Below are 26,234 nucleotides of genomic sequence, written 5' to 3'. Positions count from 1 at the left end.
ATGCTACAGAATAGAGGTTTTCTCAAGTTAAGAAACGAGGCGGATGCGTCGTTATCTTGTCATTGGATTAAAGTGCGTCTTGTTCCGCTTGCTGGATTTCTGCAACGGTAAGTGCAGTCATGTTCACCACGCGACGCGTAGTCGCAGTCGGAGTCAAGATATGTACCGGCTTCGCAGCACCCAACAGAATTGGGCCAATCGTCACGTTGTTGCCTGAAGTTGCTTTCAACAAGTTAAACGAAATGTTGGCAGCATCCAGATTCGGCATGATCAGTAAGTTTGCAGAACCTTTAAAACGTGAGTTCGGGAAGGCAAACTGGCGAATATTTTCATCCAGTGCAGCATCACCGTGCATTTCACCTTCAACTTCTAGCTCAGGCGCGATTTCAGACAGGATGTCATATACCTTACGCATTTTTTGCGCGCTGGCATCATGCTGGTCTGAACCGAAACTTGAGTGAGAAAGCAGGGCAATACGTGGGGTCATACCAAAACGGCGCACTTCTTCAGCAGCCAGAATGGTCATTTCCGCCAGCTGTTCAGCCGTTGGATTGGTGTTGACATAGGTGTCGGCAATGAACAGGTTGCGATCTTCAAGCATCAAGGCATTTAGGGTAAAGAAAGTGTTATGACCTTCTTTTTTGCCAATGATGTTGCTGACGAAGTCCAGATGAATGTCGTAGCTTGAATAAGTACCACAGAGCATGCCATCTGCCATGCCATGTTTGACCAGCATCGATGCAATTAAGGTAGAGCGACGACGCGCTTCACGCTGTGCATATTCAGGCGTAACGCCTTTACGCTGCATGATCTGGTAATAATCGTCTGCAAACAACTCATAATCCGGATTCTTTTCCTGATCAACAATCGTGATATTCACGCCATCTTCAAGACGTAGACCCAATTTTTTGATATTGGCTTCAATCACGGCTGGACGACCGACCAAAATAGGGATCGCCAAACCATCATCGACTGCAATTTGAACGGCGCGAAGTACACGCAGGTCTTCACCTTCCGCATAGGCAATACGCTTAGGATTCGATTTTGCCTGTTCAAAGATCGGTTTCATCACGAATGCCGAGTTATAGACAAACTCAGACAAACGTTGACGATAATGCGAGAAATCTTTAATTGGACGTGTTGCTACACCCGAATCCATGGCTGCTTGTGCCACTGCAGGTGCGATTTCAAGAATCAGGCGCTGATCCAGTGGACCCGGAATCAGGTATTCACGGCCAAATGATGCCGATTTCTCACCATAAGTTGCAGCATCCGCTTCGACGTGTGCCATACGCGCAATTGCATGTACACAGGCAATTTTCATTTCTTCGTTAATCGTGGTTGCACCAACGTCTAATGCCCCACGGAAGATGTATGGGAAGCAAAGTGCGTTATTGACCTGGTTTGGATAGTCAGAACGGCCAGTGGCCATGATCACATCATTACGAACTTCGTGTGCATGTTCAGGCAGAATTTCTGGATCCGGATTCGCCAGTGCGAAAATGATCGGATCTTTGGCCATCACCTTAACCATTTCTTTGGTCAGGATGCCGGCAGCAGAAAGACCAAGGAACATGTCTGCACCCGCGATCACATCACCAAGCTGAGTGGCTTCAATGTCCTGTACATACGCTTTTTTAGATTCATCCAGACCTTCACGATGCGTGGTCAGCAGACCACGTGAATCGGCAACGATGATGTTTTCTTTTTTAGCGCCCAAAGCACACAGCAGATTTAAGCAAGATAGCGCTGCAGCACCCGCACCTGATGCCACAATCTTGATTTCGTCAATTTTTTTGCCATTAATTTGCAGGGCATTCAGTAACGCAGAACCAACAATAATTGAAGTACCGTGCTGATCATCATGGAATACCGGAATATTCATGCGTTCACGCAGTTTTTGCTCGATGTAGAAGCATTCTGGCGCCTTGATATCTTCAAGGTTAATCCCGCCAAAAGTCGGCTCTAAGGATGCGATAATATCTACAATTTTATCTGGATCATTTTCAGCGATTTCGATATCGAATACATCAACACCGGCGAATTTTTTAAATAATACGCCTTTGCCTTCCATGACTGGCTTAGAAGCCAGAGGACCAATATTACCCAGGCCCAGCACCGCAGTACCGTTGGTCACTACAGCGACCAGATTACCGCGTGCGGTATACAATGCAGCAGTTGAAGGATCGCGTTCAATCTCAAGACATGGTGCAGCTACGCCAGGCGAGTAAGCAAGGGCTAAGTCACGTTGGTTGACCAATTGTTTGCTTGGTGTAACGCTGATTTTCCCCGGGGTAGGAAACTCGTGATAGTAAAGGGCCTGTTGCTTTAAAGATTGTTCGTCCATCAGTCTCTCGATCGTTGTAAAGATTACCCGGTCAGCGGGTAAAAAATTTATTTATGTCCCCGAATATACCATTTGTTCGCCAGTTCGCACAGCCAAAGACGGCCGTTTTTCCAACAATCTTATTGGGAGAGGGTATAAACTTAGACTTGATAAGTATAAGAATCATTGGTCATATTTTGTGTCAAATACGCAGTGGCTTCCTCTTCTGGCAGCGGTTTGGAGAATAAATATCCTTGAGCGATATCACAGTCTAAATCACGCAGATATGCTAACTGCTCTTCAGTCTCGATGCCTTCTGCCACTACGGTCATGCCCATGGCTTTACCCATCGCCACCATGGCACTGACAATGGCTTCCTGTTTGTTTTTACCAATCTTGGACACAAAACTGCGGTCAATTTTTAGGGTATCAATCGGGAAATCAGCAAGATAGGACAGGGATGAATACCCCGTGCCAAAATCATCCAGAGCAATATGGATCTGTCGCTGTTTGATTTCATTCAGCAGGTTTTTGACTGCTTCCGAATTTTCAATTAAAGAAGATTCGGTAATTTCCAGTTCCAGACTGGCACCTGAAACCTGGTTATCGGCAATGGCCTGATCCAGATCATCGAGTAACTGACCGCGGCGCAATTGCTGCGCCACGACGTTGACTGATACACAAATATGATTAAAGCCCAGATTGTTCCATTGGCGAATCTGTTTGGCTGTCTGCTGGATGACCAGACGGCCAATATCTGAAATCAGGCTGGTCTGTTCGGCTAAAGGGATAAACAAGCCGGGTGGAATAATGCCTTTTTCGGGATGATTCCAGCGAATCAAGGCTTCAAAGCCATAAATGCGCTGATCACTGAAATTAATTTTTGGCTGATAATAAACAATCAGCTCATTATTCTGGATGGCTTTACGCAAATCCCGTTCCAGAAAAATCCCCGTTTCTTGTAGGCCATCACTTTGATTAGAATAAAAGTGAATGGTATTGCCCCCCAGATTTTTAGCTTCGTTCAGGGCCTGTTCGGCACAGTTGTTTAAATAATCGAGTTGACGACCATGATCTGGATAAAATGCCACGCCCATGGAAAGCGTGATCACATAATCCTGACCGTAAATATTAAATGGAGTGGTAAATGCCTGAGCGATGCGTTCACAGTGTCGCTGTACTGAAGGGCGAATATGTGAAATCTCATAGATAATTGCAAAATCATCACCATTCAGATGTGCCACAAACAAGGCTTCTGCATTATTCATGCGCAGGCGCTGCGCGACCTGACGTAAAAGTTCGTCCCCGCCATTATTGGATAGATATTCATTTAATGGACGGAAGCGATCGATATTCAGGCGAATCACGGCCATCTGCTGAATGGAGTCTTTTTGCGAGACCAGATATTGATGCAGCTGATAGTTATAATAGAAACGATTCGGTAAATCGGTCAGTGGGTCATAATTTTCCAGATAAGACAGGCGCTGTTCCTGTAATTTGCGTTCGGTCAGATCCGAGACAATCCCGACATAATGGGTAATCCGGCCTTCATCATCGGTGACGGCATTGATGTGTAACCATAAGGCGGATTGTTTGCCCGACATGAATTTGGCGTATACCTCGCCATCATAGGAGCCAATCTTTTGAAGCTGTTTGATAATACTGGCATGGTTACTGCGCTGTTCAGCTTTATTTTGTGCAACAAGATCGAATAAAGACTTACCGATGATCTGCTCACGCTCAAAGCCACTCAGGTATTCATAGTGAGGATTGACATCAATATAATACAGTTCAGGATTGAGAATAAAAATCCCTTCCGCGGCCTGTTCCAGTACACTGGCAACCAGTTTTAAACGTTCTTGAGAAATACGTTCCTGCTGAATATCACGACGAATACCTACCATTCGCAAAGGTTTGTTATTTTTAGGATCACGGCTAATCACGCGGCCAATATCATGCACCCAGTTCCAGCTGCCATCACTGAGCAGAATCCGGTAAGTGGCATCATAACGCTCAATCTGGCCACGTAAATGCTGTTTCATGTTGCGCTTAAAATAGTCCAGATCATCAGGGTGAATCAGATGCTCTAATTGCAGATGATGATCTTTGGAATCACGCAGAATTTTTTCATCTTTATGATTGGTTAATGTAATGAGACGGTCTTTGATATTCCAGTCCCATGGGCGAATGCCGGCAATCTCATGGGCAAGATCCAGGTTCTGTTGCTGATTTTTCAAATGATGATTAATCTGTTCAATATTATAGGTACGTTCCCGTACTTTTTGTTCCAGTAATTGATTGTTGAGCTGTAATTGTAATTCAATATCTTTGGATTTATTGACTTCAGTTTGCAGTTGCTGGCACAGCTCATCAGTCCAGGCCACTTGCTGTTCGGCATTTTTAACCAGCAGACTGTTTTCTGCATACAAGCGCGATGTCCGGCGATGAATACGATAACTACTATTGGCACACAGCAGAATGACAATCACCGCAAAATTTAAGGCCAGACCGAAGAAGGGATTGGAAAGGCTGACATGATAAATTTGCGACAATAAAAAAGGGAATAAAGAAGGTAAAAATACCAGGCAGAAATAACTGAGTTTTTGGGTCAGATAAGTCAAGCCAAATGCCTGAGTCACAATCAGGAGCAGAGCAGACAAGGTCAGTGCTTCAATATCTTCGAATGCAGGATTGGCCTGCGGCAAATAGTAATAAATTGTATAAATACCGACAGCAATACAGCTCCCGACGGCAAGACTCTGAATCTGTAACCAGCGATGTGCGCCTTTCAAATCATATTGTTCAGGCTTAAAATAAAGTGTGCTCACCAACCAGCATATACTGACCAGTAGCTCGGTCAGAATAAACCAGGTATTAAAATAGGTATTGGAAGGACGATATTGAAGGTGATAAATACAAAAAATATAAAGGCAAATCACCATTATACTGATTAAAAAATAGCGACTATGGCGAAGTGTGTTCGCAATCTGAGCATGATGCAAATGCTGCTGGATATAGTCGTCTTGCTTATCAACCATGTGATTCAATGCCTGTATTCATCCTAAACGTTTTTCCCTATGTATTGTTCTTATAAAAAAACTCCAGGAAATGTGTAAAATTAACTCATCAATAGTTATTATTCTTTCGTCGAGATTAGAGGTCTTAGGAATAAAAATCAACAAAATTAAAGACAAATTTTTACTGGCCTGATGAACTAGAGATTATAGTTCAAAATTGAAAGGGCCACGACAGGAGCTGTTTCGGTACGTAGTACGCGTTCACCAATACACCAGTTTAGAAAACCTTTTGCATTTGCTGCTGTAATTTCTGCCTCACTGAGACCGCCTTCAGGGCCAATCAGCAGGGCAATATCCAGGGTCGCATCTGCCAGTACATCTGTTTCATCTTTATTGGGCGCCAAAACCAGTTTGGTCTTGGGTAGCTCGGTTTCCAACCATTTTTCAAGTGATATTGGTGCTAAAATTTTAGGCACAATATTCAGTCCACACTGTTCACATGCTGCAATCGCGATCCCTTGCCAGTGATCCAGTTTTTTCTGGTCACGATCATACTTCAAGCGCATTTCACAACGATCCGAAGTCAGCAGCTGAATTTCGGAAACGCCCAATTCCACAGCTTTTTGAATCGCATAATCCATGCGGTCGCCTTTGCTCATCACCTGACCGAGCAAGGCCTGGAACTTGGGTGTGCGATTGGCGGGATTAAATGCATTGACCGATACTGTGGCTGATTTTTTAGCAACCTCAGTTAAGGTCACTTCATATTCGCCACCCTGTCCATTGAACAGGGTCGCGGCTTCGTCCGCTTGAGCGCGTAATACCTTTACCCAATGATGAAAAACGGTTTCCGTTAACTCAACCGTAGTATCAACATTTAAGTCTGCTTCAATAAAAAAACGTGGCATGTAAGGATTACTCTCAGATGGAACAAAACAAGACTGCATTGCATTTACACCCTCTTTGTGTTTCTCTCAAAGGGAGAAAATGGGTGAGATCAATGCAGCCTAAAAACTTATGCTAGACCTAAGTCTTTTACAAGTTGGCGTGTAGGATCAGTGGTGTTCATGGTGTAGAAGTGCAAGCTTGGTGCGCCACCTGCAAGTAGACGCTCACAGAATTTAACCACAACTTCGTGGCCAAAGGCTTTGATGCTGGCAGTATCATCACCATAGGTTGCCAGTTGCTTGCGAATCCAGCGTGGAATCTCGGCACCGGTACCGTCCGCAAAGCGGATCAGGTTGCTGGCATTAGTGATTGGCATAATGCCCGGCGCCACAGGAATATCAATTCCGGCTTTCTGGATGCGCTCTACAAAGTAGAAATAAGCATCTGGATTGAAGAAAAACTGGGTTAATGCTGCATTGGCACCAGCTTGTACTTTTTCAACAAAGTGCTGGATGTCTTGATCAAAGCTTTCTGCCTGAGGATGCATTTCCGGATAAGCTGCGACTTCAATCTTGAAATGATCGCCTGAATATTCACGGATAAAGCGAACCAGATCAGCGGCATAGGGTAATTCACCCAAACCAACCTGACCTGATGGCAAGTCACCGCGGAGGGCAACAATACGGTCAATGCCTTGTGATTTGTACAGATCAAGCAGTTCTGCAATACGCGCTTTATCATCGCCGATACATGACAGGTGAGGGGCAACCGGTGCACCTTTGCCATTAAAATCGTTGATGGTAGACAGGGTGCGTTCACGAGTTGAACCGCCTGCACCATAGGTCACAGAGAAGAATTCTGGATTGAGCAATTGTAGTTCTTGATGAACCACTTTGAGTTTTTCCGCACCTACATCAGTTTTGGTCGGGAAGAATTCAAATGAAATTGGAATTTGCTTAGACATGTTGAAATCCTTTTTTTTTATAAATACTGTTTTAATTTTCACCCTCTCCCTGTCCTCTCTTGCGCTTCACTTTAAAGCAGTGCTTAAATTTCGCTCAGGAGAGGAGTATTCATTACTGAATTATGCAGGGTTTTGACTCAAATTCTTTACATACCAAACTTAAGCTTGTCATGTAAATGGCTTGAGAGATTCACCCTCTCTTGCGCTGAACTTCAAAGCTGTGCTTAAATTTCGCTCAGGAGAGGGATAGGGTGAGGGCAATTAGTATTTATAAGTCTCAGATTTAAACGGACCTTCAACAGCAACGCCTAAGTAATCCGCTTGCTCTTGAGTTAATTGAGTCAGAACACCACCAAAACCTGCAACCATTGCAGCAGCGACTTCTTCGTCTAATTTCTTAGGAAGAAGCTCTACACGAATTTGCGCAGCTTTTTCAGATTCTGGAAGATCAGCAAATTTCTCAGCGAATAAATGCATTTGACCCAATACCTGGTTGGCAAATGAACCATCCATAATACGTGATGGGTGACCAGTCGCATTACCAAGGTTTACCAAACGACCTTCAGAAAGAAGGATCAGGTAATCATTTTCATTTTCTGAACGATACACTTGGTGTACTTGAGGTTTCACTTCAACCCACTTGTAGCCACGTAGGTAAGCTGTATCAATTTCAGTATCGAAATGACCGATGTTACATACAACAGCGCCTGCTTTTAATGAATCAAGCATTGCTGAGTCACACACGTGGTAGTTACCCGTTGTAGTCACGATCAGGTCAGTGTTTTGAAGAAGATCAAGATTCACGTCTTCTTTCTTGCCAGTTTGTACGCCATTTTTGTATGGAGATACAACTTCGTAACCGTCCATGCATGCTTGCATTGCACAAATTGGATCAACTTCAGTTACGCGTACAATCATGCCTTCTTGACGAAGGGATTGAGCAGAACCTTTACCTACGTCACCGTAACCGATTACCAGCGCACGACGGCCAGATAAAAGCATATCTGTACCACGTTTGATTGCATCATTTAGTGAGTGACGGCAACCGTATTTGTTGTCGTTTTTAGACTTGGTTACTGAATCATTTACGTTGATTGCAGGAACTTTTAAAGTGCCATCACGAAGCATTTCATACAGACGTTGAACACCTGTCGTTGTTTCTTCAGTGACACCGTGGATTTTAGCAATCACTTCTGGGTATTTTTCATGAACAAGTAGCGTTAAATCACCGCCATCGTCAAGAATCATGTTGGCATCCCAAGGCGTGCCATTTACATTGATTTGTTGTTCAAGACACCACATGTATTCTTCTTCAGTTTCGCCTTTCCAGGCAAACACAGGAATACCCGCAGCAGCGATTGCAGCAGCAGCATGATCTTGAGTCGAGAAGATGTTACATGAAGTCCAGCGAACTTCGGCGCCCAATTCAACCAGTGTTTCAATAAGAACAGCGGTTTGAATAGTCATGTGGATACAGCCGAGAATTTTTGCGCCTGCCAGTGGTTTTGCTGCCGAGTAGCGTTTACGCAGACCCATTAGGGCTGGCATTTCAGCTTCTGCAAGTTTAATTTCTTTACGGCCGTAATCAGCAAGTGAAATATCAGCAACTTTGTAATCTGTAAATGAAGCAGTAACCGCGTTCATCAGGATCTCCTAGGAAAAAATAGATTGGATCGTTCTGTTCGCGGATGCCGTTGTTGATCAGAACGAATGTCTGACCGATGGTCGAGCCTAGCGATTTTACATTTAGTGCCTGTAAAACGTCGCAGCATCCCTCGACTAGCGCAGTATTGTACTTGGAAATTGATTTTGTTCCAATCTTAAATTGATTATTATCTGACTAATAAGAAAATTTTGAGAATAAACTATGAATGATGGTTTTGAGTATGCAATCAAAGACTGGGCTGAAATTAAGGATGATTATGAGAATGGCAATTTAATTATTGGTAATGGGGCGAGTGTTGCTTTGCATCAAAAATTTCGTTTTGATTCTTTAAAAGAAGAGGCTGAAAAATTAAGACTTTTTAATGAGGATATATCTAAACTTTTTATTGAGTTTGATACATCTGATTTTGAATTAATTTTACGATTGGTTTGGCATGCGAAGTTAGTAAATAAGCATTTGGGAATAATTGATCAAAAAATTGATTCAGCTTACGAAAATATAAAAGAAGCTCTTATTAAAGTGGTGAAGGAAGTTCATTGTGAACATTCTGATATCGCGAATCAATTACCTCAGCTATATCAATTTACAAAACAATTTAGAACAGTAGTCTCCCTTAATTACGATTTAATCCTGTATTGGATTTTAATGTATGGAAATAGAAATGAAGATGGACATAGATTTAAAGATTGTTTTCAAGGTAGCGGGCTATTTAGAAATAATTGGCAAGATTTGAGAAATCCTATTCGTAAGGAAAAAGAAGTAACTTTGAGTCTTTATCAACATGGTAATTTATCTATTTTCAGAGATACAAAAAATACCGAAACTAAAGTTCAAAGAGGGGATTTTGAGGGTTTGTTAGAAGTTATTACTTCACAATGGGAAGATAATAAAATTCCTTTATTTGTTGCCGAGGGTACGGGAACTAAAAAGCTTGAATCTATAAAAAGTAGTCCCTATTTGAGTACTATTTTCTATGAAGTTCTACCAGATTTAATAACTCAAAAAGCTAATTTAGTCATTTATGGCTGGAGCTTAGGCAAGCAGGAATCACATTTGGTAAAGCAGATATTTAAGAACAACCAATCAGGTAAGGTGGCTATTTCTATATTTCAAAATAATCAGGAAGAGTGCCATCGAATTTATAGGCTTATAAAAAATGAAAAAGTAGCTCCAAATATCGAAGTAGAATTTTTTGACAGCCAAAGTTCAGGATGTTGGAATAATTCTTAAATAAGAAGCCCATCATCTGACGGGCTTTTCTTACTTATTTAGCTTCAGCAGCATTTGCTTTATTAGTCCAGAACTCAGCCTGTTCTTCATCGCCATCTACGCCTAAACCATTGGCATAAATAAATGCAAGATCGCGCATTGCTTGAACTTCGCCAAGTTCCGCGGCTTGTTTGACCAAAGCAATCGATTTTTCCACGTCTTTTTCAATTACATCACCGCGACGGTAAAAACCGGCCAGCTCTAAAGTCGCAGCAGGGTGCTTCTCGATATTGGCCTTACTTAACCAGTAATAGGCTAACTCAAAGTGAGCTTTAGATTCTTCCGGATCTTCTTCAGTCAGTTCTTTGGCATAAACGGTATAACCTTCACCTAACCAGTACATCGCATCAACCAGTCCGCCGTTGGCAGCTTTCAATGCCCATTCTTCAGCCAGAATGATGTCATCATCATGCTCGCTTTGCATATACAGTTCAGCCAATTCAAATTGCGCTTCAGCATTGCCTGCTAAGGCAAGATTGGTCAGGGCAGCAGAGGGAGAAACACGCTGGGTCATATCAACATCTCAAAAATATTATGCGTAGACTAAAGGTTTAAATTAAAAAAGCCAATCCGAAGATCAGCTTTTCAAGTATGAGGGGGTAAATTAGAATTTTAGACCAAGCAAATGATTGCTGAAATCACGGCGATTACCACACAGATTGAGGCGATTACTTTAATTTTACTTTCCAGATAGCTCAGGCTTAAACCAACGACCAATGCTGCAAAAGTTAAACTGCCCAGCCAATAACTGATCATGTTACTGATTGTACCTGCGAACAGGCACAGGATGAGCGCAATCGTTAATATCACCCAGCCAAGAATGCTGGCTATTTTGGTTTTGGGAGCATCTAGCTCTTTAGCAAAGATCTGTTTCTGATGTTTGGACATCGACGCGGCAAGTGCAAACATACCGAGAGAAGTCAAAGCCCAAATCAATAAGAAGAACATCATGCCTGATTCTCCTTGAGCATCACTTTAGATTTTTTAGGCGGCAAGCCTTTATGGTTTTTCACTTTCTTGAATGCAAACCAGAATAGGATTGCAAGCGCCCACATCGCCAGATCAAAAGAAGCAATCATCCACTGACCATGCATGATGCTGTTCCAGATTGCCTGACCGCCGGTCAGGAAGTTTACAATTGGGAGTAGGGCAAATGCTGCTGTTGCAAGCAGGAGCAGCTCTAGCCAGGCCTGACGATTGCTACGAATCATGGCATAAACTAAGGTCAGCAACCACGCGATAAAGAAGCTGCGAATTTCCCAGTTCAAACGCATGTCCATGTCTGCCGGAATAAAACGGTTGGCATAAAAGTAGGCAGCACAGGCAATCGGTAAACCGATAATTGCCGCGATATTAGTCACTTCCACAAGACGATAACCAAAAGATTTATAGCCTTGCTTTTGTTGTTGTGGTGCGCGTTTGACACACCACAGAATCAAACCAGTCGCAATCATGAATGTGCCGACCACACCAGACATGAACAATAACCAGCGTAGAGCCAAGTCCACGCCACGTGCTTCATGCAATGTGGTAAATACGTTATAAATACCGTTTGCAACTGAAGGTGTTTTCAGTGTGGTTTGATCCAGCTTTAATTCACCCGTCACGCCATTGAAAGCCAGACTCGGATAAACATTACGATAGGCTACGCTGACCCCATTTAAGGCACGAAGTTCAATTTCAGCTTTGGCGGTATTTGGCTGGATGATGTTAATTGTAGCAACCGGATTGTTTTTCCATTGCTTTTCTGCTGCTGCAAGAATGGGCGCTAAGTCTGCCAATGGCGCAGGGCGGGCAGGTGACGCATCGCCACGCGAACGGCGAGCTTCACCCCGTGCAGACATATCACCACGTTCACCACGATTCTCTCCCTCACTACGCGGTCGACGCTGGTCACTATCACCGGATTCAGCCTGAACGCTATTGTCCTGAATCAAGCTCTTACGTTGATCTTGCAGAAATGCGCCTCGATTTTCATAAATCTGGCTGACACCCCAAGGCATCAGGGTAAACAGCAGCAGTAACAAACCGCTAAAGGTAATCATGATATGGAACGGCAGGGCAAATACCGCCGTTGCATTATGGGCATCCAGCCAGGAGCGCTGACCTTTGCCAGGACGGAAAGTAAAGAAATCCTTAAAAATTTTCTTATGGGTAATCACACCGCTGATAATCGCCACCAGCATGAGCAAGGTTGCAATGCCGACAATCCAGCGCGCCCAGATTCGGGGCAGTCCGTACAGTTCAAAATGAAAACGGTATAAGAATGAACCACCGCGTGTTTCACGGGCTTGCAGCACTTCACCGGTTGCACTGTCAATGGTTAGGCGGGTACCGCCACGACGGGCACGCGGATCTTCACCGGCACCGCGAATATTCAGTATGGTGGTATTCTGGCGTGAGTTAGGCAGCTGAATCGCCCAGCTGCCGGCATCCGGATGATGCTGTTGCAGATAAGCCAATGCGACACGGGTCTGTTCGATTTGGGACTTTTGTGGGACTGACTGATGAAATTCCGGTTTCATCCAGATGCTGATTTCATTCTGGAAAAAACTTAAAGTTCCAGTTAAAAAAATCGCATATAAAAGCCAGCCTAAAATCAGACTGGCCCAGGTATGCAACCATGACATCGACTGGCGTGGCCCTTCCTGTTTTGCATCTACTCTCATCTTAATTTCCTAGGAATTTATATGCGATATAGAGCAAAACACTGGGAATTACGATTCCGAGCGTTGCCTTGACAGTTTTGTTGACCATAAATACCCAAATAAAGGCTGCGGTATTCAGGCTAAAACCAATCAGGGTGGCTGACATGGCAGCACTGCTTCCTGCATCCATAAACATCTGGGCAATCACGACGGCAGCCAGCGAGGCAAGCATATAACCGCCGACACCAGCCAGAAGAAAACGATATAAAATCATCCCACGATAAACCAGCAGATTTGCTTTAACTTTATTTTTGCTCGATGGACTCGGTGCAGTAACTGTTTCAGTCGCTATTGCATGCATATTCGGACTACTCATCATCGAAAATTCTATCTATTAAACTTGTTAAGCTATTTCGATGCGAATGATAACAATTATTGTTTATATTTTAAATACGAAACATCAAACTATTTATATGAAAAATAAAAAGAACTATTGGACAGGCTAAAAGGGGGGGTATTAAAAAATATAAGCTTTAAAAATAAAAACAGCGGCTCGAAAGCCGCTGTCTAAATATTATCTGTTCAGAATTAGTCTTGCTGAATACCTGCAACCACCCAGTCCTGATTTGAACCTGCTGGTTTAGTGAAATGCCAGATTTCTGCAAACGGTTGTGGCAAGCTGTTCAAGTCTTCGCTTACCGTACCGGTAAAGCGTACGCTGACAATATACTGACCATTGTCAGTCGATGAATCTACCACCATGGCATTCAGATTTGAAAACTCGGCCACATCCTGATCCTGATTGCTCATGATGTCATTACGCATTGACTGATAAAGATCAGGAGTTAGGTAACGCTGAATTTCCGAAATATTGCTTGCCGTATTCATAGACTGAATGTGGTTAAAACGCTGACGTGCGACACGCAAGAACGCGGCAGGTTCAGTACCATCCGGTAACTGGCTGCCGCTTTGGGTATAAGCCGTGCCGAAAGGCGCAGTATTTGCCGGCGCAGAACCAAACGGTGCATTAGTGCTTGGCGTTTGACCGCCAACATTCTGACCAAAGATATTGCTATTGTCACCACCGCGAGGTGCAGTCGGTGCTTGACCAAAAGGTGCTGTATTCCCAGCACCGCTATTTGGTGCAAATGGATTAGAAGCTACTTTTTTTTTTGCGCCCATCTTACGGAAAATGAAGAAGGCAACAGCAGCAGCAAGCAGGATCCAGATCCAGCCTGGAATACCACCTTTTTCCTCTTCTGCTGGAGCCGCCTGAGCTTCAGACGCTGCCACACTTTGATCATCGGCCAATGCATTGGCAGCTACGGCACCAATCGCAGCACCCGCTACACCGGCAGCAACCATACCACCCACACCTGGGCCAGATTTTTGCTGGGTTGCAGCACCGGCAGCTGGCGCTTGTTGAGCAGGCGCAGCTTGACGAGGTTGTTGATAAGATTGGGTAGGCTGTGCAGAACGTTGCATACCGTGACTTTTACCGCCACCGGCACGTTTTGCTTCAGCAGCAAAAGGCGCAACCAATAATACTGCTGTCAAGATACCTGTAATCAAACCGCGCTGTCGAACTTGCATTCATTTTTCCTATGAGAATAAAACCTATTTGTACAGTCTATTTATATAGGCTTTGTGTGGAATTTCAATCAAAAATCTGTATTTTTTTGCGCTTTACTGCAAATTCACTGCCTGATGCTTAATTTAGCTCATCACTTAAAGACATGGCTTCACTCAGGGCTTCATGCAAACGGGCAACAGCAATAATTTGCACGCCTGCAATGGTTTTTTGCGGTGCATTGCCACGTGGCACAATAATGTATTTAAAACCATGCTTGATCGCTTCTTTCAGACGTTCCTGTCCATTTGGCACGGGACGAATTTCACCAGACAGCCCGACTTCCCCAAAAACAGCCAGTTGTTGTGGTAAGGCCTTGCCACGAATACTGGAAGCGCAGGCCAGAAGTACCGCCAGATCGGAGCCGGTTTCTGTAATTTTAAGACCACCAACAATATTGACATACACATCCTGACCTGAGGTTTGTACACCACCATGCCGGTGCATGACGGCCAAGAGCATATTCAGGCGGTTCTGGTCCAGACCCAGCGCGACCCGTCGTGACTGACCATGCGCATCATCGACCAAAGCCTGTACTTCGACCAGGAGTGGACGCGTGCCTTCACGACTGATCATGACAATCGAGCCCGGAATCGCTTCATCATAACGGCTTAAAAATATTGCAGATGGATTGGACACTTCGCGCAGCCCTTTGTCGGTCATGCCAAACACCCCGAGTTCATTCACCGCGCCAAAACGGTTTTTGACGGCACGGATCATCCGGTAACGTGAATCGGACTGACCTTCAAAATACAGCACACAATCGACCATATGCTCAAGTACGCGTGGGCCTGCCAATGCACCTTCTTTGGTGACGTGGCCGACCAGAAATAAAGAGGTACCGCTGTTTTTGGCAAAGCGGGTCAGCAGGGCAGCGGATTCACGAATCTGCGAGACTCCACCTGGAGCCGATTGTAAGGTCTCGGTATACAGGGTTTGAATTGAGTCCAGAATTGCGACAGCAGGACGTTGCTGGGCCAATACTTCACAAATGCGTTCGACACAGGTTTCTGCCATGACCTTGAGCTGATCGGTTGGCAGATCCAGACGCTGGGCACGTAATGCGACCTGAGACAGGGATTCTTCGCCGGTGACATATAAGGCCGGATTTTTGGCAGAGGCCATATGCGTGGCTGTTTGCAGCAAAATGGTTGATTTACCAATGCCGGGATCACCACCGATCAGAACCACTGAACCCGTCACCAGTCCGCCACCCAGAACCCGGTCAAACTCACTGATACCGGTCGGTAAGCGTGTTTCATGCGAGACTGAGACCTGATTTAAGATGGTGATTGTGGATGCCTGACCTGCATATCCACCCGCGATTTTTGGCTGAGCCCGATGTGTAACCGCAGGTGCAATGCTGACCTCAGTCAGGCTGTTCCATTCCCCACATTCCGAACATTGTCCCGACCATTTCGGATGATCTGCACCACATTGTTCACAACGATAGACACTTTTTGCTTTAGCCATATTTTAAGATGAAGCGATTGAAATTGACTGACAGCATAGCGGTGAATGTGATCTAAAACCAAGCCTTTCACCTGAGAAATCATGGTTTTTACGACAAGGCTTGTCGTTTTTATTTGTGCTTATTCGGATGTTGTGTATCAACGCCGTCTATAATGCCCGTCTTGTTATGCTGAAATGGAACAGATCTTGTCACAATTGCTGAAACATATTGATGCGATCGCACGTGAAAAAAACCGTGATGTGCTGTTTGTGCATTTTGAACAGTATGTATACCCAGATCAGGACGCTCACTCGGTTCGGCAAATGTTTATCGGCTGGTTAGAGCAACAGGGTATCCGTTATATACCGTGTTTGGGCATTGAGCCCACAGTCCGCAGTGACGTGTATTCGGGCAGTCTATATCTGGATGTACCTTTTGACCTGCAGCATAAAACTTATCAAAAACTGAGCGAGTACTTGGAAGATGATCAGGGCAATATGAAAATTGAAGGCATTCAGTTTTTTGTTTTATCTTTAGGACTGGCACTTGAACTCGAATCTGACGGCAAATTACCAGAATGGGGCGGTTTACGCTCATAGAACATGAATATTGGATTTGAATTTCGAATAATTAATAATAAAAAGCCACAATTGATGTGGCTTTTTATTCTCTTGGTTCGGGATTTAAGCAATAAGGCGGTTAATAAAGTTCACCAGATTTACGTCTTGCGATGAAGTCTTTCGATTCCTTGGCAATCACGCCAGACAATAACAGCAATGCAATCAGGTTGGGAACCGCCATCAGACCATTAAAGGTATCGGCAAATAACCAGACCAGATCCAGTGTCGCGATACAGCCGACAAAAACCGATGCAATATAAATAATACGATAGGGTAGAACGAACTTTTCGCCGAGCAAGTAAGTGGCACATTTTTCGCCGTAGTAGCTCCAGCCTAAAATCGTGGAATAAGCAAAGAAAATAATTCCGAAGGTGACGACCCAGCCACCGACACCGGGCAGGAGTTTGTCGAACACGCCAATCGTCAGTACTGCACCGGTCTGATCACCAAATGAATTACCGGCCATGATGTAGCCCATGACCAGAACAATACCAGTAATTGAACAGACAATAATGGTGTCAATAAAAGTACCGGTCATAGAGACCAGACCTTGACGGGCAGGATGGTCGGTTTTTGCTGCTGCGGCTGCAATCGGCGCAGAGCCCATGCCGGCTTCATTCGAGAATACCCCACGTGCTACACCATAACGAATCGCCGCACCAATCGCACCGCCTACTGCAGCTTCACCAGTAAAAGCATAGGTGAAGATCATTTTTAGTGCAGGTGCTACCAGTTCTAAATTGTTGAGAATAATGACCAGACCACCAGCCACATAGCCTACCGCCATGATTGGAACAATCACCGAAGATGCCTTGGAAATCGATTTAATCCCGCCCAAAATCACCAGTGCTGAAAAGGCAGTAATGATAATGCCGGTCATCCAGGTTTCGATCCCCAAACTGTTTTCAACTGCCAGTGCAACAGTATTGGACTGCACTGAACTGCCGATCCCAAAAGAGGCCAGTGTCCCGAACAAGGCAAAAATCAGCGCCAGCCATTTCCATTTCAGGCCACGTTCGATGTAGTACATCGGACCACCCGACATTTCACCTTTTTCATTTTTAATTCGGTATTTGACTGCAAGGACACCTTCGCCGTATTTAGTCGCCATACCAAACAGCGCAGTCATCCACATCCAGAAGACCGCACCCGGACCACCCAGCACACAGGCGGTGGCTACGCCGGCAATATTACCGGTACCAATCGTGGCAGACAGTGCAGTCATCAGTGAAGCGAACTGGGAAATATCACCTGAGTGCTCGGGATGCTTGCCAAAGACCTGTTTGAAGGCCAGTGGCAGCATACGGAATTGCCAGAACAATAAGCGGAAAGTGAGGAATATGCCGGTGCCGACAATCAGTACCAGCATATAAGGGCCCCAGACCCAGCCGCTTAAAGTCTCCATTAAACTTTGTAAATTTTGCATAAAATTCTTCTTATTGATCCATGTCTATGTAATTCGAGATATTGATTAAAAAGCAATTATTGTGCCATCGGTATTCATCCTGAATACTTAAAATGGCGGAATTGTGTTCTAGTTTTTACATGGTTTTGCTGCTTTGACAAGAAGTTTCTTGAATCTCGGGCGTCGAAAAAATAAGCGTTAAGCTGGCGCGAGTGAGATATAAGAAAAATAAATGAACTTTACAGTTTAGGCAGAAAATACAAATGATGTGATTTTTCTTTTTGTATTCAGGCTTTTTTACGTTAATTTGTCGCGAGTAAAACTCGAAGTTGAAATCAATAATGTCAGAAAAATATAACAGTTCATCGGCAGAGCACGGTGAGTTACAGCGAAGCTTATCCAATCGGCATCTACAGCTTATTGCCATTGGTGGCGCCATCGGAACCGGTCTGTTTATGGGTTCGGGCAAGACCATCAGTCTCGCAGGCCCTTCTATTCTGGTGATCTATATGATCATCGGTTTTATGGTATTTCTGGTAATGCGTGCACTCGGTGAGTTGTTACTCTCGAATTTGCAATATAAATCATTCATTGATTTTGCCACGGATCTGATCGGGCCTTGGGCCGGATACTTTGTTGGCTGGACCTACTGGCTGTGCTGGATCACTATCGGGATCGCAGATCTATCCGCGATTATTTATTACCTGCAATTCTTCAATAATGGCTTGCCCTTTAGTCCTGAAGAAGGAGTGATGATCAGCGTTGCCGCGATTGTGTTTATCATGGGTTTGAACCTGGTCACGGTCAAACTGTTTGGTGAAATGGAATTCTGGTTTGCTCTGGTCAAGATTATCGCGATTGTGGTGCTGATTGCCGTTGGCCTGTGGATGGTCTTTACCGGGTTTACCTCGGATGCCGGCACAGTTGCGTCATTTAATCATATCTGGTCACATGGCGGTATCTTCCCGACTGGAGCGATGGGCTTCCTGGCCGGGTTCCAGATTGCGATTTTTGCCTTCGTGGGTGTAGAGCTGGTGGGTACGACCGCAGCTGAAACCAAAGATCCGGAAAAGAACCTGCCGAAAGCAGTGAACTCGATTCCGATCCGTATCATTATTTTCTATGTACTGGCACTTTTGATTGTGATGTCGGTAACGCCATGGAATCAGATTGATCCAAATATCTCGCCCTTTGTGAACCTGTTTAGTCAGGCTGGTATTGCCGCAGCTGCGATCATCATGAACCTGGTGGTGTTGTCCTCGGTGATGTCATCGATGAACAGTGGGGTATTCTCGACCAGTCGTATGCTGTTCGGTCTGTCGCGTGAAGAGCAGGCACCACTTGCCTTTGGTCGCTTAAACCGTCGTGCAGTTCCGGCAAATGCCTTGTATTTCTCTGCGGTATGTTTGTTGCTGGGTGCAGCACTACAGTATTTCGTTCCAGATACCGTCCGCGCTTTCACTTTAGCAACGACTTTATCCACGATTCTGTTTATCTGTGTCTGGATCATCATTATCTGGAGCTATATCGTGTACTACAAAACACGTCCAGAATTGCATGCCAAATCGACCTTTAAGTTGCCGGGCGGTCTGGTGACCTGCTGGATTGTGATCGTATTCTTCCTGAGCATGATCGTGGTGTTGGCGCTGGAAGACGATACCCGTCAAGCACTGATGGTCAGCCCGATCTGGTTTATCCTTCTGGTTATTGGCTATTTCGGTTTCTATAAACAGAAACATAAATAAACCTTATCAATAAAAACGTCAGCGATCTGCTGGCGTTTTTTTATCGCTAAAGATAATCTCTAGGCTTTAGCGCTTTGGTCATGGTGATCATCGCGTTATACTTCATCGAAACACTATTCAATTAGGTGGTCAGATGCATCAAGTCATTTGCTACATCAGTATCTTGGCGACAAGTCTTGTTCTTGCAGCTTGTGGGCAGTCAGGTGCGTTGCACTTGCCGAATGATCCAGATTACGACAAGCGTGCCAAGTATTTGTTATATAAAAATACCGAAGCTGAATCCAAAGCCTCCGATGAAGAACGAGATGCCCCTGTGCAACAACAGTTTGCTGCGCCTGAAGCATCAGATTCAACGACTACACCTTAACGCTTTCAAAGAAAGGATACCTTCATGAGTTTCACCCGCATTAATGGGGTATTGCACGCTGAGCAATGTTCATTACAACAGCTCGCAGAGCAATTTGGCACACCTCTCTATGTTTATTCCAAAGCCACCTTGGAAAAGCATTTTTTAGATATGGACCGTGCTTTTAACTTTATCGATCATCAAATCTGTTTCGCGGTAAAGTCCAACTCCAATCTTGCGGTATTGAATGTATTGGCCAAACAGGGGGCCGGTTTTGATATTGTGACCGGCGGTGAATTGGCACGTGTACTGAAAGCCGGTGGTGATGCCGCAAAAATTGTATTTTCGGGTCTGGGTAAAACTGAAGCAGATATTAAAAAAGCCTTAGAAGTGGGCATTGCCTGCTTTAATGTGGAATCTCATGCCGAGCTGGATCGTATTCAAAAGGTTGCGGCTGAATTGAATGTTAAAGCGCCGATTTCATTGCGCGTGAATCCGGACGTCGATGCCAAAACCCATCCTTATATTTCAACCGGTCTAAAAGAAAATAAATTCGGTATTCCATCTGATAGCGTATTTGCAACCTATCAATATGCGGCGTCACTGGCCAATCTGGATGTGGTCGGGATTGACTGTCATATCGGTTCACAGCTCACCGAAACCCAGCCTTTTGTTGATGCGCTGGATCGTGTCATTGTCATGATTGACCAGCTCAAAGAAATGGGTATCCACCTCAAACACATCGATATTGGTGGTGGTCTGGGGGTGACTTATAAAGATGAAACCCCGCCATCGGTTGAAGAATATGCCAATGCGCTACGTCCAGCATTAGAAAAATTGGGCCTGAAAGTGTATATGGAGCCGGGGCGTAGTATTTCTGCCAATGCGGGTGTATTGCTGACCAAAGTCGATCTGCTCAAACCGACCAATCATCGTAATTTTGCCATCATTGATGCGGCGATGAACGACCTGATTCGTCCGGCTTTATATGAAGCATGGATGGACATTCAGCCAGTGACGCCGCGTAATGATGCTGAAACTAAAGAATGGGATGTGGTAGGTGCGATCTGTGAAACCGGTGATTTCCTCGGTAAAGAGCGTGAATTGGCAATCAAAGAAAATGATGTACTGGCAGTCTTGGGCGCAGGTGCCTACGGTTTTGTGATGAGCTCAAACTACAACAGTCGCGGCCGTGCGGCTGAAGTGATGGTTGATGCAGATCAGGCACATCTGATTCGTGAACGTGAGACGATTGAATCACTCTGGGAACGTGAGCGTTTATTGCCTTAAGGACTAAATCGAGATGTTATTAGAATTTACCAAGATGCATGGTCTGGGCAATGACTTTATGGTGGTTGATCTGATCAGCCAGCGCGCTTATTTGGATCCGGTCACCATTCAGCGCTTGGCCAATCGTAACTTTGGTATTGGTTTTGATCAGCTGCTGGTGGTTGAACCACCAGACGTACCGAGTGCAGATTTTAAATATCGGATTTTTAATGCCGATGGTTCGGAAGTAGAACAATGTGGCAATGGCGTGCGCTGTTTTGCCAAGTTTGTACATGACCGTCAGCTGACCAGCAAAACCAAAATCAAGGTACAGACGAAGTCTGGTATTGTTGAACCGGAATTGGGTGCCAATGGCTGGGTGCGGGTCAATATGGGCTATCCGAAATTCCTGCCACAGGACATTCCATTTTTGGCCGATGCACCGGAAAGCCTGTATGACATTGAGCTTGCTAGCGGTGAAAAGCTGAGCATTGATGTGGTGAATATGGGTAATCCACATGCGGTGACGATTGTACCGGATGTGATTGCTGCCGATGTGGCACGTATTGGCCCACAAGTTGAAGCGCATGCGCGTTTCCCGGCACGGGTCAATGCTGGCTTTATGCAGATCATTGATGAAAAACATGCGCGTTTGCGTGTGTATGAACGTGGGGTCGGCGAGACTTTGGCCTGTGGTACAGGTGCCTGTGCCGCAGCCATTTCCGGTATGCGCCGTGGTCTGCTGTCGAGCAAGGTTGAAATCGAGCTGGCAGGTGGCAAGTTGCAGATCGAGTGGAAAGAAGGCGATGTGGTCTGGATGACCGGACCAACGGCGACCGTGTATGAAGGGCGTCTGGATTTGCGTTATTTTCAGGGTTAATCGGCATTAAGTTTTAAAAAAGCACCGTGCTCAGAACGGTGCTTTTTTTATGTTAGGATGAAACTGAAATTTAATATGCATGATTATGCCTTCATGAATCAGCTTGTATTTTTACCGGGTGCATCTGGCAGCCAAGGTTTTTGGCAGCCGTTAAGGGCAGCATTAACCGAATATCCAGATCAGCAGGTCATTGCCTATCCAGGATTTGATGGGGTGACGCCAAATGTAGCCATTCAAAACCTGTATGATTTGCAAGAACTAGTAAATAGGCAGATTCAGGATGACTCCATTCTGATTGCCCAGTCGATGGGCGGTGTACTGGCAGTTGGGTTAGCGCTTAAGCATCCGCAAAAAGTCAAAGGGCTGGTATTGTTGGCGACATCAGGCGGTTTAAATTTGAAGAGATTTCACTGTGCCGACTGGCGAACAGATTATCGTGAACAGTTTAAAGCAGTACCGAACTGGTTTGTAAAAGATCACACTGAATTTAATCCTGATCAGCTCGCCGGTCTTGAAATTCCCATTTTGCTAATTTGGGCAGATCATGATCCTCTAAGCACCATTCAAGTAGGACAATACTTAGAAAAAATATTTAAACATGCAAAACTGCATATCATCCAAGGCGGAAATCATTTCTTTGCCAACACTCATGCAGATCAGGTGGCAGCACTGATTCAAGATTATCTGGAGCAATTTTAAATGGAGCATGCAGTGACTGTGCCCCCTCAACTTTTGCTCAATATGTGGCTGAAAGAACGTGAAATCCAGAACCAGTCTAAACATACCTTGCAGGCCTATGCTCGTGATGTCTCGGATTTTTTAGAGTTTTGCCAGCGTGAGCAGCTCAATTTAAACGATGTAGAAGCCACAGACCTGCGCCAGTTTCTGGCTGAAAAAGTCGAACAGCATCAGCTGAGTCCCAGCAGTCTTCAGCGCATGCTGTCGTCCATTCGCCAGTTTATGAAATGGGCAGAGCAGGCCCAGCATCTCGCTTTTAATCCGGCTGATGATTTTCAGTTAAAGCGCCAATCGCGTCCTTTGCCGGGCATGGTAGACATTGAAACCGTGAATCAGATCATCGATCAGCCTGCGCCTGAAAATGAAATCCAGCAGCAAATGTGGCTCCGGGACAAAGCGATTCTGGAGTTGCTGTATTCCAGTGGGTTGCGTCTGGCCGAATTACAAAACCTCAGAATCAAAGATATCGACTTTAACCGGCAGTTGTTACGTATTACTGGTAAAGGTAATAAAACCCGGATTGTGCCTTTCGGCTCCAAGGCCAAAGCAAGTGTCATGGCCTGGTTACAGCTTTATCCACGCTGGAATGGCGACTTTGTGCCAGAGGCGAATGTATTTATTACCCAGAAGGGCAATCCACTGGGTGCACGCCAAATTGAAAATCGGGTCAAGTTTCAGGCGCAGCGCGCAGGCGTCAATGTGGATTTACATCCGCATTTGTTACGTCACTGCTTTGCCAGTCATATGCTGTCGAATAGCCGCGACTTACGTGCGGTTCAGGAAATGCTGGGCCACAGTAATTTAAGCACCACCCAGATTTATACTCACGTCGATTTTGATCATCTGGCACAAATTTATGATCAGGCGCATCCGCGTGCACAGCATAAAAAGGATTGATCATGCGCCAAGTGGTAGAAAGTAAGAATCATGAATATATTTTTTTGGCATAAAACTTTCATATTTAAATTTTAAAATGGAATTGAACTGAAAGCTGGCGTTCTGTTGGGCATTTCACTATTGTCTTATTCGTTAAATGCGCCATTTCAGGTATAACAAGAACGAGTAATTAATATTTAAAATGAAGTATGACTGAGCAAAGTCTCAGCATTTGGCGGATGGGAATTGATATGGACACAATAGTGATTGCAGATATAGAACAAAAATATGCACAGTTAAGCGCAGCTCAAAAAGAAATGTTTGCAGGTTATGGTTTGCGACAAATCAAGCATTTTGTGGACATTAGCTTACCGAGTCTTGCAGCGACTTTACCTGAAGGTGCCATCATTCAAGGGATTAATGCCGATGGTAAAGTTCAGGCATTTAATGCAATGACAGGACAATACTATTTATGGATTTCTGATTTACAGTGGCAAGTGTCGAATCGTGCCACCCAAGCGGTCGATTTAAAAGAAGATGCGATTGCGATTTGGACAGTTTTTGAATTATCAGACTATGAATTGGTGGATTTAAGCCATATTCATCGTGATTTTTTAGCACAGGTAACTGCCTAAACTCCCTAGTATCTCGGCTTTACTCAAGAAAAAGGTTGTCTTTAAACAAGGCAACCTGATATTTTTCTTATCGTCAAACTTGCGATCTATCTATCTGCAACATAGCGGGTGCTTTAAGCTGGCTATGATTATTTAGCGCTGGAATTAAAAATACGCCGTCGCCATTCTTAATCCATTCGTTTATAAATCTTCTAAAGGCAATTGGAAACTCTGTTTAATAATCTGACTAGGTAAATCGGTTTTAACACTGGTAATACCATTTTTTTTAGTCAGATGGGTCGACTGGAATTTACGGTAACTTTCCAGATCAGGCACCACAACCTTCAGCATGGCATCACTCTCTCCCAAAATGATATAGCACTCCATCACCTGAGGCAGTTCTTTCATGGCCTCAATAAAGGTGTCAATGGTTTCAGCATCTTGACCGACCAGCCAAATCCGTGAAAACAAAATCAGCTGAAAGCCAATTTTCTGTTGATCGACAATGGTGGTGTAATTCTGAATCACACCCGCATCTTCCAGTAATTTGACCCGCCGCAAACAGGAGGAAGGTGAAAGTCCAATTTCCCGCGCCAGATCATTATTCTGAATACGGCCATTGGCTTGTAAGTGTCGAATGATATTTTTATCAATTCGATCAAGTTTTACTCGCACAGACTTGGTGGATATTTTCATAAATTAGAATAATATTCGAAAAATAAGACTTATTATAAAATAAATTGAAAGCCAATTTTGTAAAAAATCGCAGATACTTGTTTCACTTTCTGGAGTTTGAAAGGAAAAGGAAATGTCTGTATTTGTACTCTTTGCACTGACCGTGCTTCCCCTGATTTTTACGCCTGGACCCGATATGTTATTTATCCTGTCTCAAGTGATGGGTAAAGATGCAAAAGCAGGCATGATGGCGACTGTCGGTGTGTGTTGTGGTTATCTGGTGCATTCGATTCTGGTCGCACTCGGAATTGCCGCGATTATTGTGTCCTTTCCGGTGCTGTTTGAAACGATTCGCTGGCTCGGAATTGCTTATCTGCTGTATCTGGCCTTTGGCCTGTTCAAGTCAGTATTCAGTAAAAATGTGCTGAACATTGAGAAAAAGACGTCAGCCAATCCGATTCAAAAAGGTTTTTTTACTGCGTTATTAAACCCGAAAGGCATGCTGATTTATTTTGCGATTTTGCCGCAGTTTATTGATAAATCGGCCAATACTGTCAGTCAAGGTTTGATTCTGTCCTTTATTTTTATTGGTCTGATTTTTGTGGTGTATTGTGGCTTAAGTATTTTGTTCAGCAAAATCAGCCAGAAAACCCAGATTGATGAACGTAAACAAAAATGGGTAGACGGAACTTCTGGTGGTTTATTGGCGCTTGCAGCAAGCTGGCTCATCATCAATTAAGCCCGATTCAAAAAAGCATACTTTTCACAGTATGCTTTTTTTATAGTTAAAAGCACTTGAAAAAGAGATGACTTTTCCAGCATATCTATAAGTGAGCGGGTTGCTTATTCAGTCAATTGGTCTTTTTAGTGGGCCAAATCCGTTTCAAAGAAGATTTCTGTCTAAAATGACAAATATGATTGTGGGTTCATCCTGCCAGTTTTGCTGCCAACTACTTTCATTTTATTTTGCGTACAGCTTTTCAATCAGAACTATTGATGTGACTAATCAAATAAAAAAATAATATAAATCAATGCTTAAATTTTAAGTAAATGTTTATACATTTCATTGTAATAAATGGATAACAATTAATTGTGAACGCATCGTTCAGGTAAATTTACGCATTTTTACAGCTCTTTGTTGAATTGTGACTTGACCGAAATGCCGTACACATTGCAAGATAGGGCACCTAAAAAAATTTAAGTGA

Annotated in this window: 23 protein-coding genes; 10 read left to right on the top strand and 13 right to left on the bottom strand. The window is 44.2% G+C overall.

Annotated features, from left to right (window positions below):
• Window positions 1–67: 67 nt before the first annotated feature.
• The 5 genes from LOZ91_RS02960 to ahcY all read right to left on the bottom strand — a co-directional run bounded on the left by LOZ91_RS02960 (window position 68) and on the right by ahcY (window position 8,839).
• A complete protein-coding gene (locus tag LOZ91_RS02960; RefSeq protein WP_005169926.1) occupies window positions 68–2,347 on the bottom strand; it encodes an NADP-dependent malic enzyme in 2,280 nt (759 codons plus the stop codon).
• Window positions 2,348–2,487: 140 nt separating this feature from the next.
• Window positions 2,488–5,364 carry a bifunctional diguanylate cyclase/phosphodiesterase gene (locus tag LOZ91_RS02955; protein WP_244782639.1) on the bottom strand — a complete coding sequence of 959 codons (2,877 nt, stop codon included), beginning with the start codon at window positions 5,362–5,364 and terminating at the stop codon, window positions 2,488–2,490.
• Window positions 5,365–5,540: 176 nt separating this feature from the next.
• Window positions 5,541–6,251, bottom strand: coding sequence for a 16S rRNA (uracil(1498)-N(3))-methyltransferase (locus LOZ91_RS02950; RefSeq protein ID WP_100329084.1), 711 nt, complete (start codon window positions 6,249–6,251; stop codon window positions 5,541–5,543).
• A 107-nt stretch (window positions 6,252–6,358) separates the two neighbouring features.
• Window positions 6,359–7,195, bottom strand: coding sequence for a methylenetetrahydrofolate reductase [NAD(P)H] (gene metF, locus LOZ91_RS02945; protein WP_005097677.1), 837 nt, complete (start codon window positions 7,193–7,195; stop codon window positions 6,359–6,361).
• A gap of 261 nt (window positions 7,196–7,456) precedes the next feature.
• A complete protein-coding gene (gene ahcY, locus LOZ91_RS02940) occupies window positions 7,457–8,839 on the bottom strand; it encodes an adenosylhomocysteinase (protein WP_244782638.1) in 1,383 nt (460 codons plus the stop codon).
• Window positions 8,840–9,062: 223 nt separating this feature from the next.
• Between ahcY and LOZ91_RS02935 the strand changes: the two genes are divergently transcribed.
• On the top strand, window positions 9,063–10,091 hold the full coding sequence (locus tag LOZ91_RS02935; protein ID WP_244782637.1) for a DUF4917 family protein: 1,029 nt from the start codon (window positions 9,063–9,065) through the stop codon (window positions 10,089–10,091).
• A 34-nt stretch (window positions 10,092–10,125) separates the two neighbouring features.
• Here the strand turns inward: LOZ91_RS02935 and LOZ91_RS02930 are convergent, their stop codons facing one another.
• From LOZ91_RS02930 to radA, 6 genes are all read right to left on the bottom strand, one after another.
• Window positions 10,126–10,644, bottom strand: coding sequence for a tetratricopeptide repeat protein (locus LOZ91_RS02930; RefSeq protein ID WP_244782636.1), 519 nt, complete (start codon window positions 10,642–10,644; stop codon window positions 10,126–10,128).
• A gap of 98 nt (window positions 10,645–10,742) precedes the next feature.
• Window positions 10,743–11,081 (bottom strand): DUF3325 domain-containing protein, encoded by a 339-nt coding sequence (locus LOZ91_RS02925; protein WP_100534857.1) that lies wholly within the window; start codon window positions 11,079–11,081, stop codon window positions 10,743–10,745.
• On the bottom strand, window positions 11,078–12,799 hold the full coding sequence (locus LOZ91_RS02920) for a PepSY-associated TM helix domain-containing protein (RefSeq protein WP_244782635.1): 1,722 nt from the start codon (window positions 12,797–12,799) through the stop codon (window positions 11,078–11,080). Before LOZ91_RS02920 ends, LOZ91_RS02925 begins: the two co-directional genes overlap by 4 nt.
• 1 nt (window position 12,800) lies before the next feature.
• Window positions 12,801–13,157 (bottom strand): hypothetical protein, encoded by a 357-nt coding sequence (locus tag LOZ91_RS02915; RefSeq protein ID WP_074383383.1) that lies wholly within the window; start codon window positions 13,155–13,157, stop codon window positions 12,801–12,803.
• Between the two features lie 209 nt (window positions 13,158–13,366).
• Window positions 13,367–14,371 carry a Tim44-like domain-containing protein gene (locus LOZ91_RS02910; RefSeq protein WP_180096890.1) on the bottom strand — a complete coding sequence of 335 codons (1,005 nt, stop codon included), beginning with the start codon at window positions 14,369–14,371 and terminating at the stop codon, window positions 13,367–13,369.
• A gap of 118 nt (window positions 14,372–14,489) precedes the next feature.
• Window positions 14,490–15,881, bottom strand: coding sequence for a DNA repair protein RadA (gene radA / locus LOZ91_RS02905; protein ID WP_244782634.1), 1,392 nt, complete (start codon window positions 15,879–15,881; stop codon window positions 14,490–14,492).
• A gap of 174 nt (window positions 15,882–16,055) precedes the next feature.
• Here radA and LOZ91_RS02900 point away from each other — a divergent pair, with 174 nt between their 5' ends.
• Entirely contained in the window at window positions 16,056–16,460 is a 405-nt protein-coding gene (locus LOZ91_RS02900) for a hypothetical protein (protein WP_005169959.1), read from the top strand.
• 100 nt (window positions 16,461–16,560) lie between these two features.
• On the opposite strand, the gene LOZ91_RS02895 is transcribed toward LOZ91_RS02900, so the two are convergent.
• Entirely contained in the window at window positions 16,561–17,907 is a 1,347-nt protein-coding gene (locus LOZ91_RS02895) for a sodium:alanine symporter family protein (protein ID WP_005097666.1), read from the bottom strand.
• Window positions 17,908–18,227: 320 nt separating this feature from the next.
• Between LOZ91_RS02895 and LOZ91_RS02890 the strand changes: the two genes are divergently transcribed.
• The 7 genes from LOZ91_RS02890 to LOZ91_RS02860 all read left to right on the top strand — a co-directional run bounded on the left by LOZ91_RS02890 (window position 18,228) and on the right by LOZ91_RS02860 (window position 24,375).
• A complete protein-coding gene (locus LOZ91_RS02890; RefSeq protein WP_244782633.1) occupies window positions 18,228–19,631 on the top strand; it encodes an amino acid permease in 1,404 nt (467 codons plus the stop codon).
• Window positions 19,632–19,764: 133 nt separating this feature from the next.
• On the top strand, window positions 19,765–19,998 hold the full coding sequence (locus tag LOZ91_RS02885) for a lipoprotein (protein ID WP_005097662.1): 234 nt from the start codon (window positions 19,765–19,767) through the stop codon (window positions 19,996–19,998).
• Window positions 19,999–20,022: 24 nt separating this feature from the next.
• Window positions 20,023–21,267, top strand: a complete 1,245-nt coding sequence (gene lysA / locus LOZ91_RS02880; RefSeq protein WP_005097661.1) for a diaminopimelate decarboxylase — start codon at window positions 20,023–20,025, stop codon at window positions 21,265–21,267.
• A gap of 13 nt (window positions 21,268–21,280) precedes the next feature.
• A complete protein-coding gene (dapF, locus tag LOZ91_RS02875) occupies window positions 21,281–22,126 on the top strand; it encodes a diaminopimelate epimerase (RefSeq protein ID WP_100534855.1) in 846 nt (281 codons plus the stop codon).
• Between the two features lie 93 nt (window positions 22,127–22,219).
• On the top strand, window positions 22,220–22,825 hold the full coding sequence (locus LOZ91_RS02870; RefSeq protein ID WP_244782632.1) for an alpha/beta hydrolase: 606 nt from the start codon (window positions 22,220–22,222) through the stop codon (window positions 22,823–22,825).
• Window positions 22,826–23,761 carry a site-specific tyrosine recombinase/integron integrase gene (gene xerA / locus LOZ91_RS02865; protein ID WP_005097658.1) on the top strand — a complete coding sequence of 312 codons (936 nt, stop codon included), beginning with the start codon at window positions 22,826–22,828 and terminating at the stop codon, window positions 23,759–23,761.
• A gap of 230 nt (window positions 23,762–23,991) precedes the next feature.
• Entirely contained in the window at window positions 23,992–24,375 is a 384-nt protein-coding gene (locus tag LOZ91_RS02860; RefSeq protein ID WP_034608955.1) for a hypothetical protein, read from the top strand.
• Window positions 24,376–24,555: 180 nt separating this feature from the next.
• Here LOZ91_RS02860 and LOZ91_RS02855 read toward each other — a convergent pair whose 3' ends face one another.
• On the bottom strand, window positions 24,556–25,050 hold the full coding sequence (locus LOZ91_RS02855) for an Lrp/AsnC family transcriptional regulator (RefSeq protein ID WP_004645712.1): 495 nt from the start codon (window positions 25,048–25,050) through the stop codon (window positions 24,556–24,558).
• Between the two features lie 112 nt (window positions 25,051–25,162).
• Between LOZ91_RS02855 and LOZ91_RS02850 the strand changes: the two genes are divergently transcribed.
• Window positions 25,163–25,768 carry a LysE family translocator gene (locus LOZ91_RS02850; protein WP_005097656.1) on the top strand — a complete coding sequence of 202 codons (606 nt, stop codon included), beginning with the start codon at window positions 25,163–25,165 and terminating at the stop codon, window positions 25,766–25,768.
• Window positions 25,769–26,234: the final 466 nt, after the last annotated feature.

Source organism: Acinetobacter sp. F-1, from assembly GCF_022869025.1.
GTDB classification, from domain to species: domain Bacteria; phylum Pseudomonadota; class Gammaproteobacteria; order Pseudomonadales; family Moraxellaceae; genus Acinetobacter; species Acinetobacter pseudolwoffii.
This window is presented reverse-complemented; position numbering and strand designations above follow the sequence as displayed.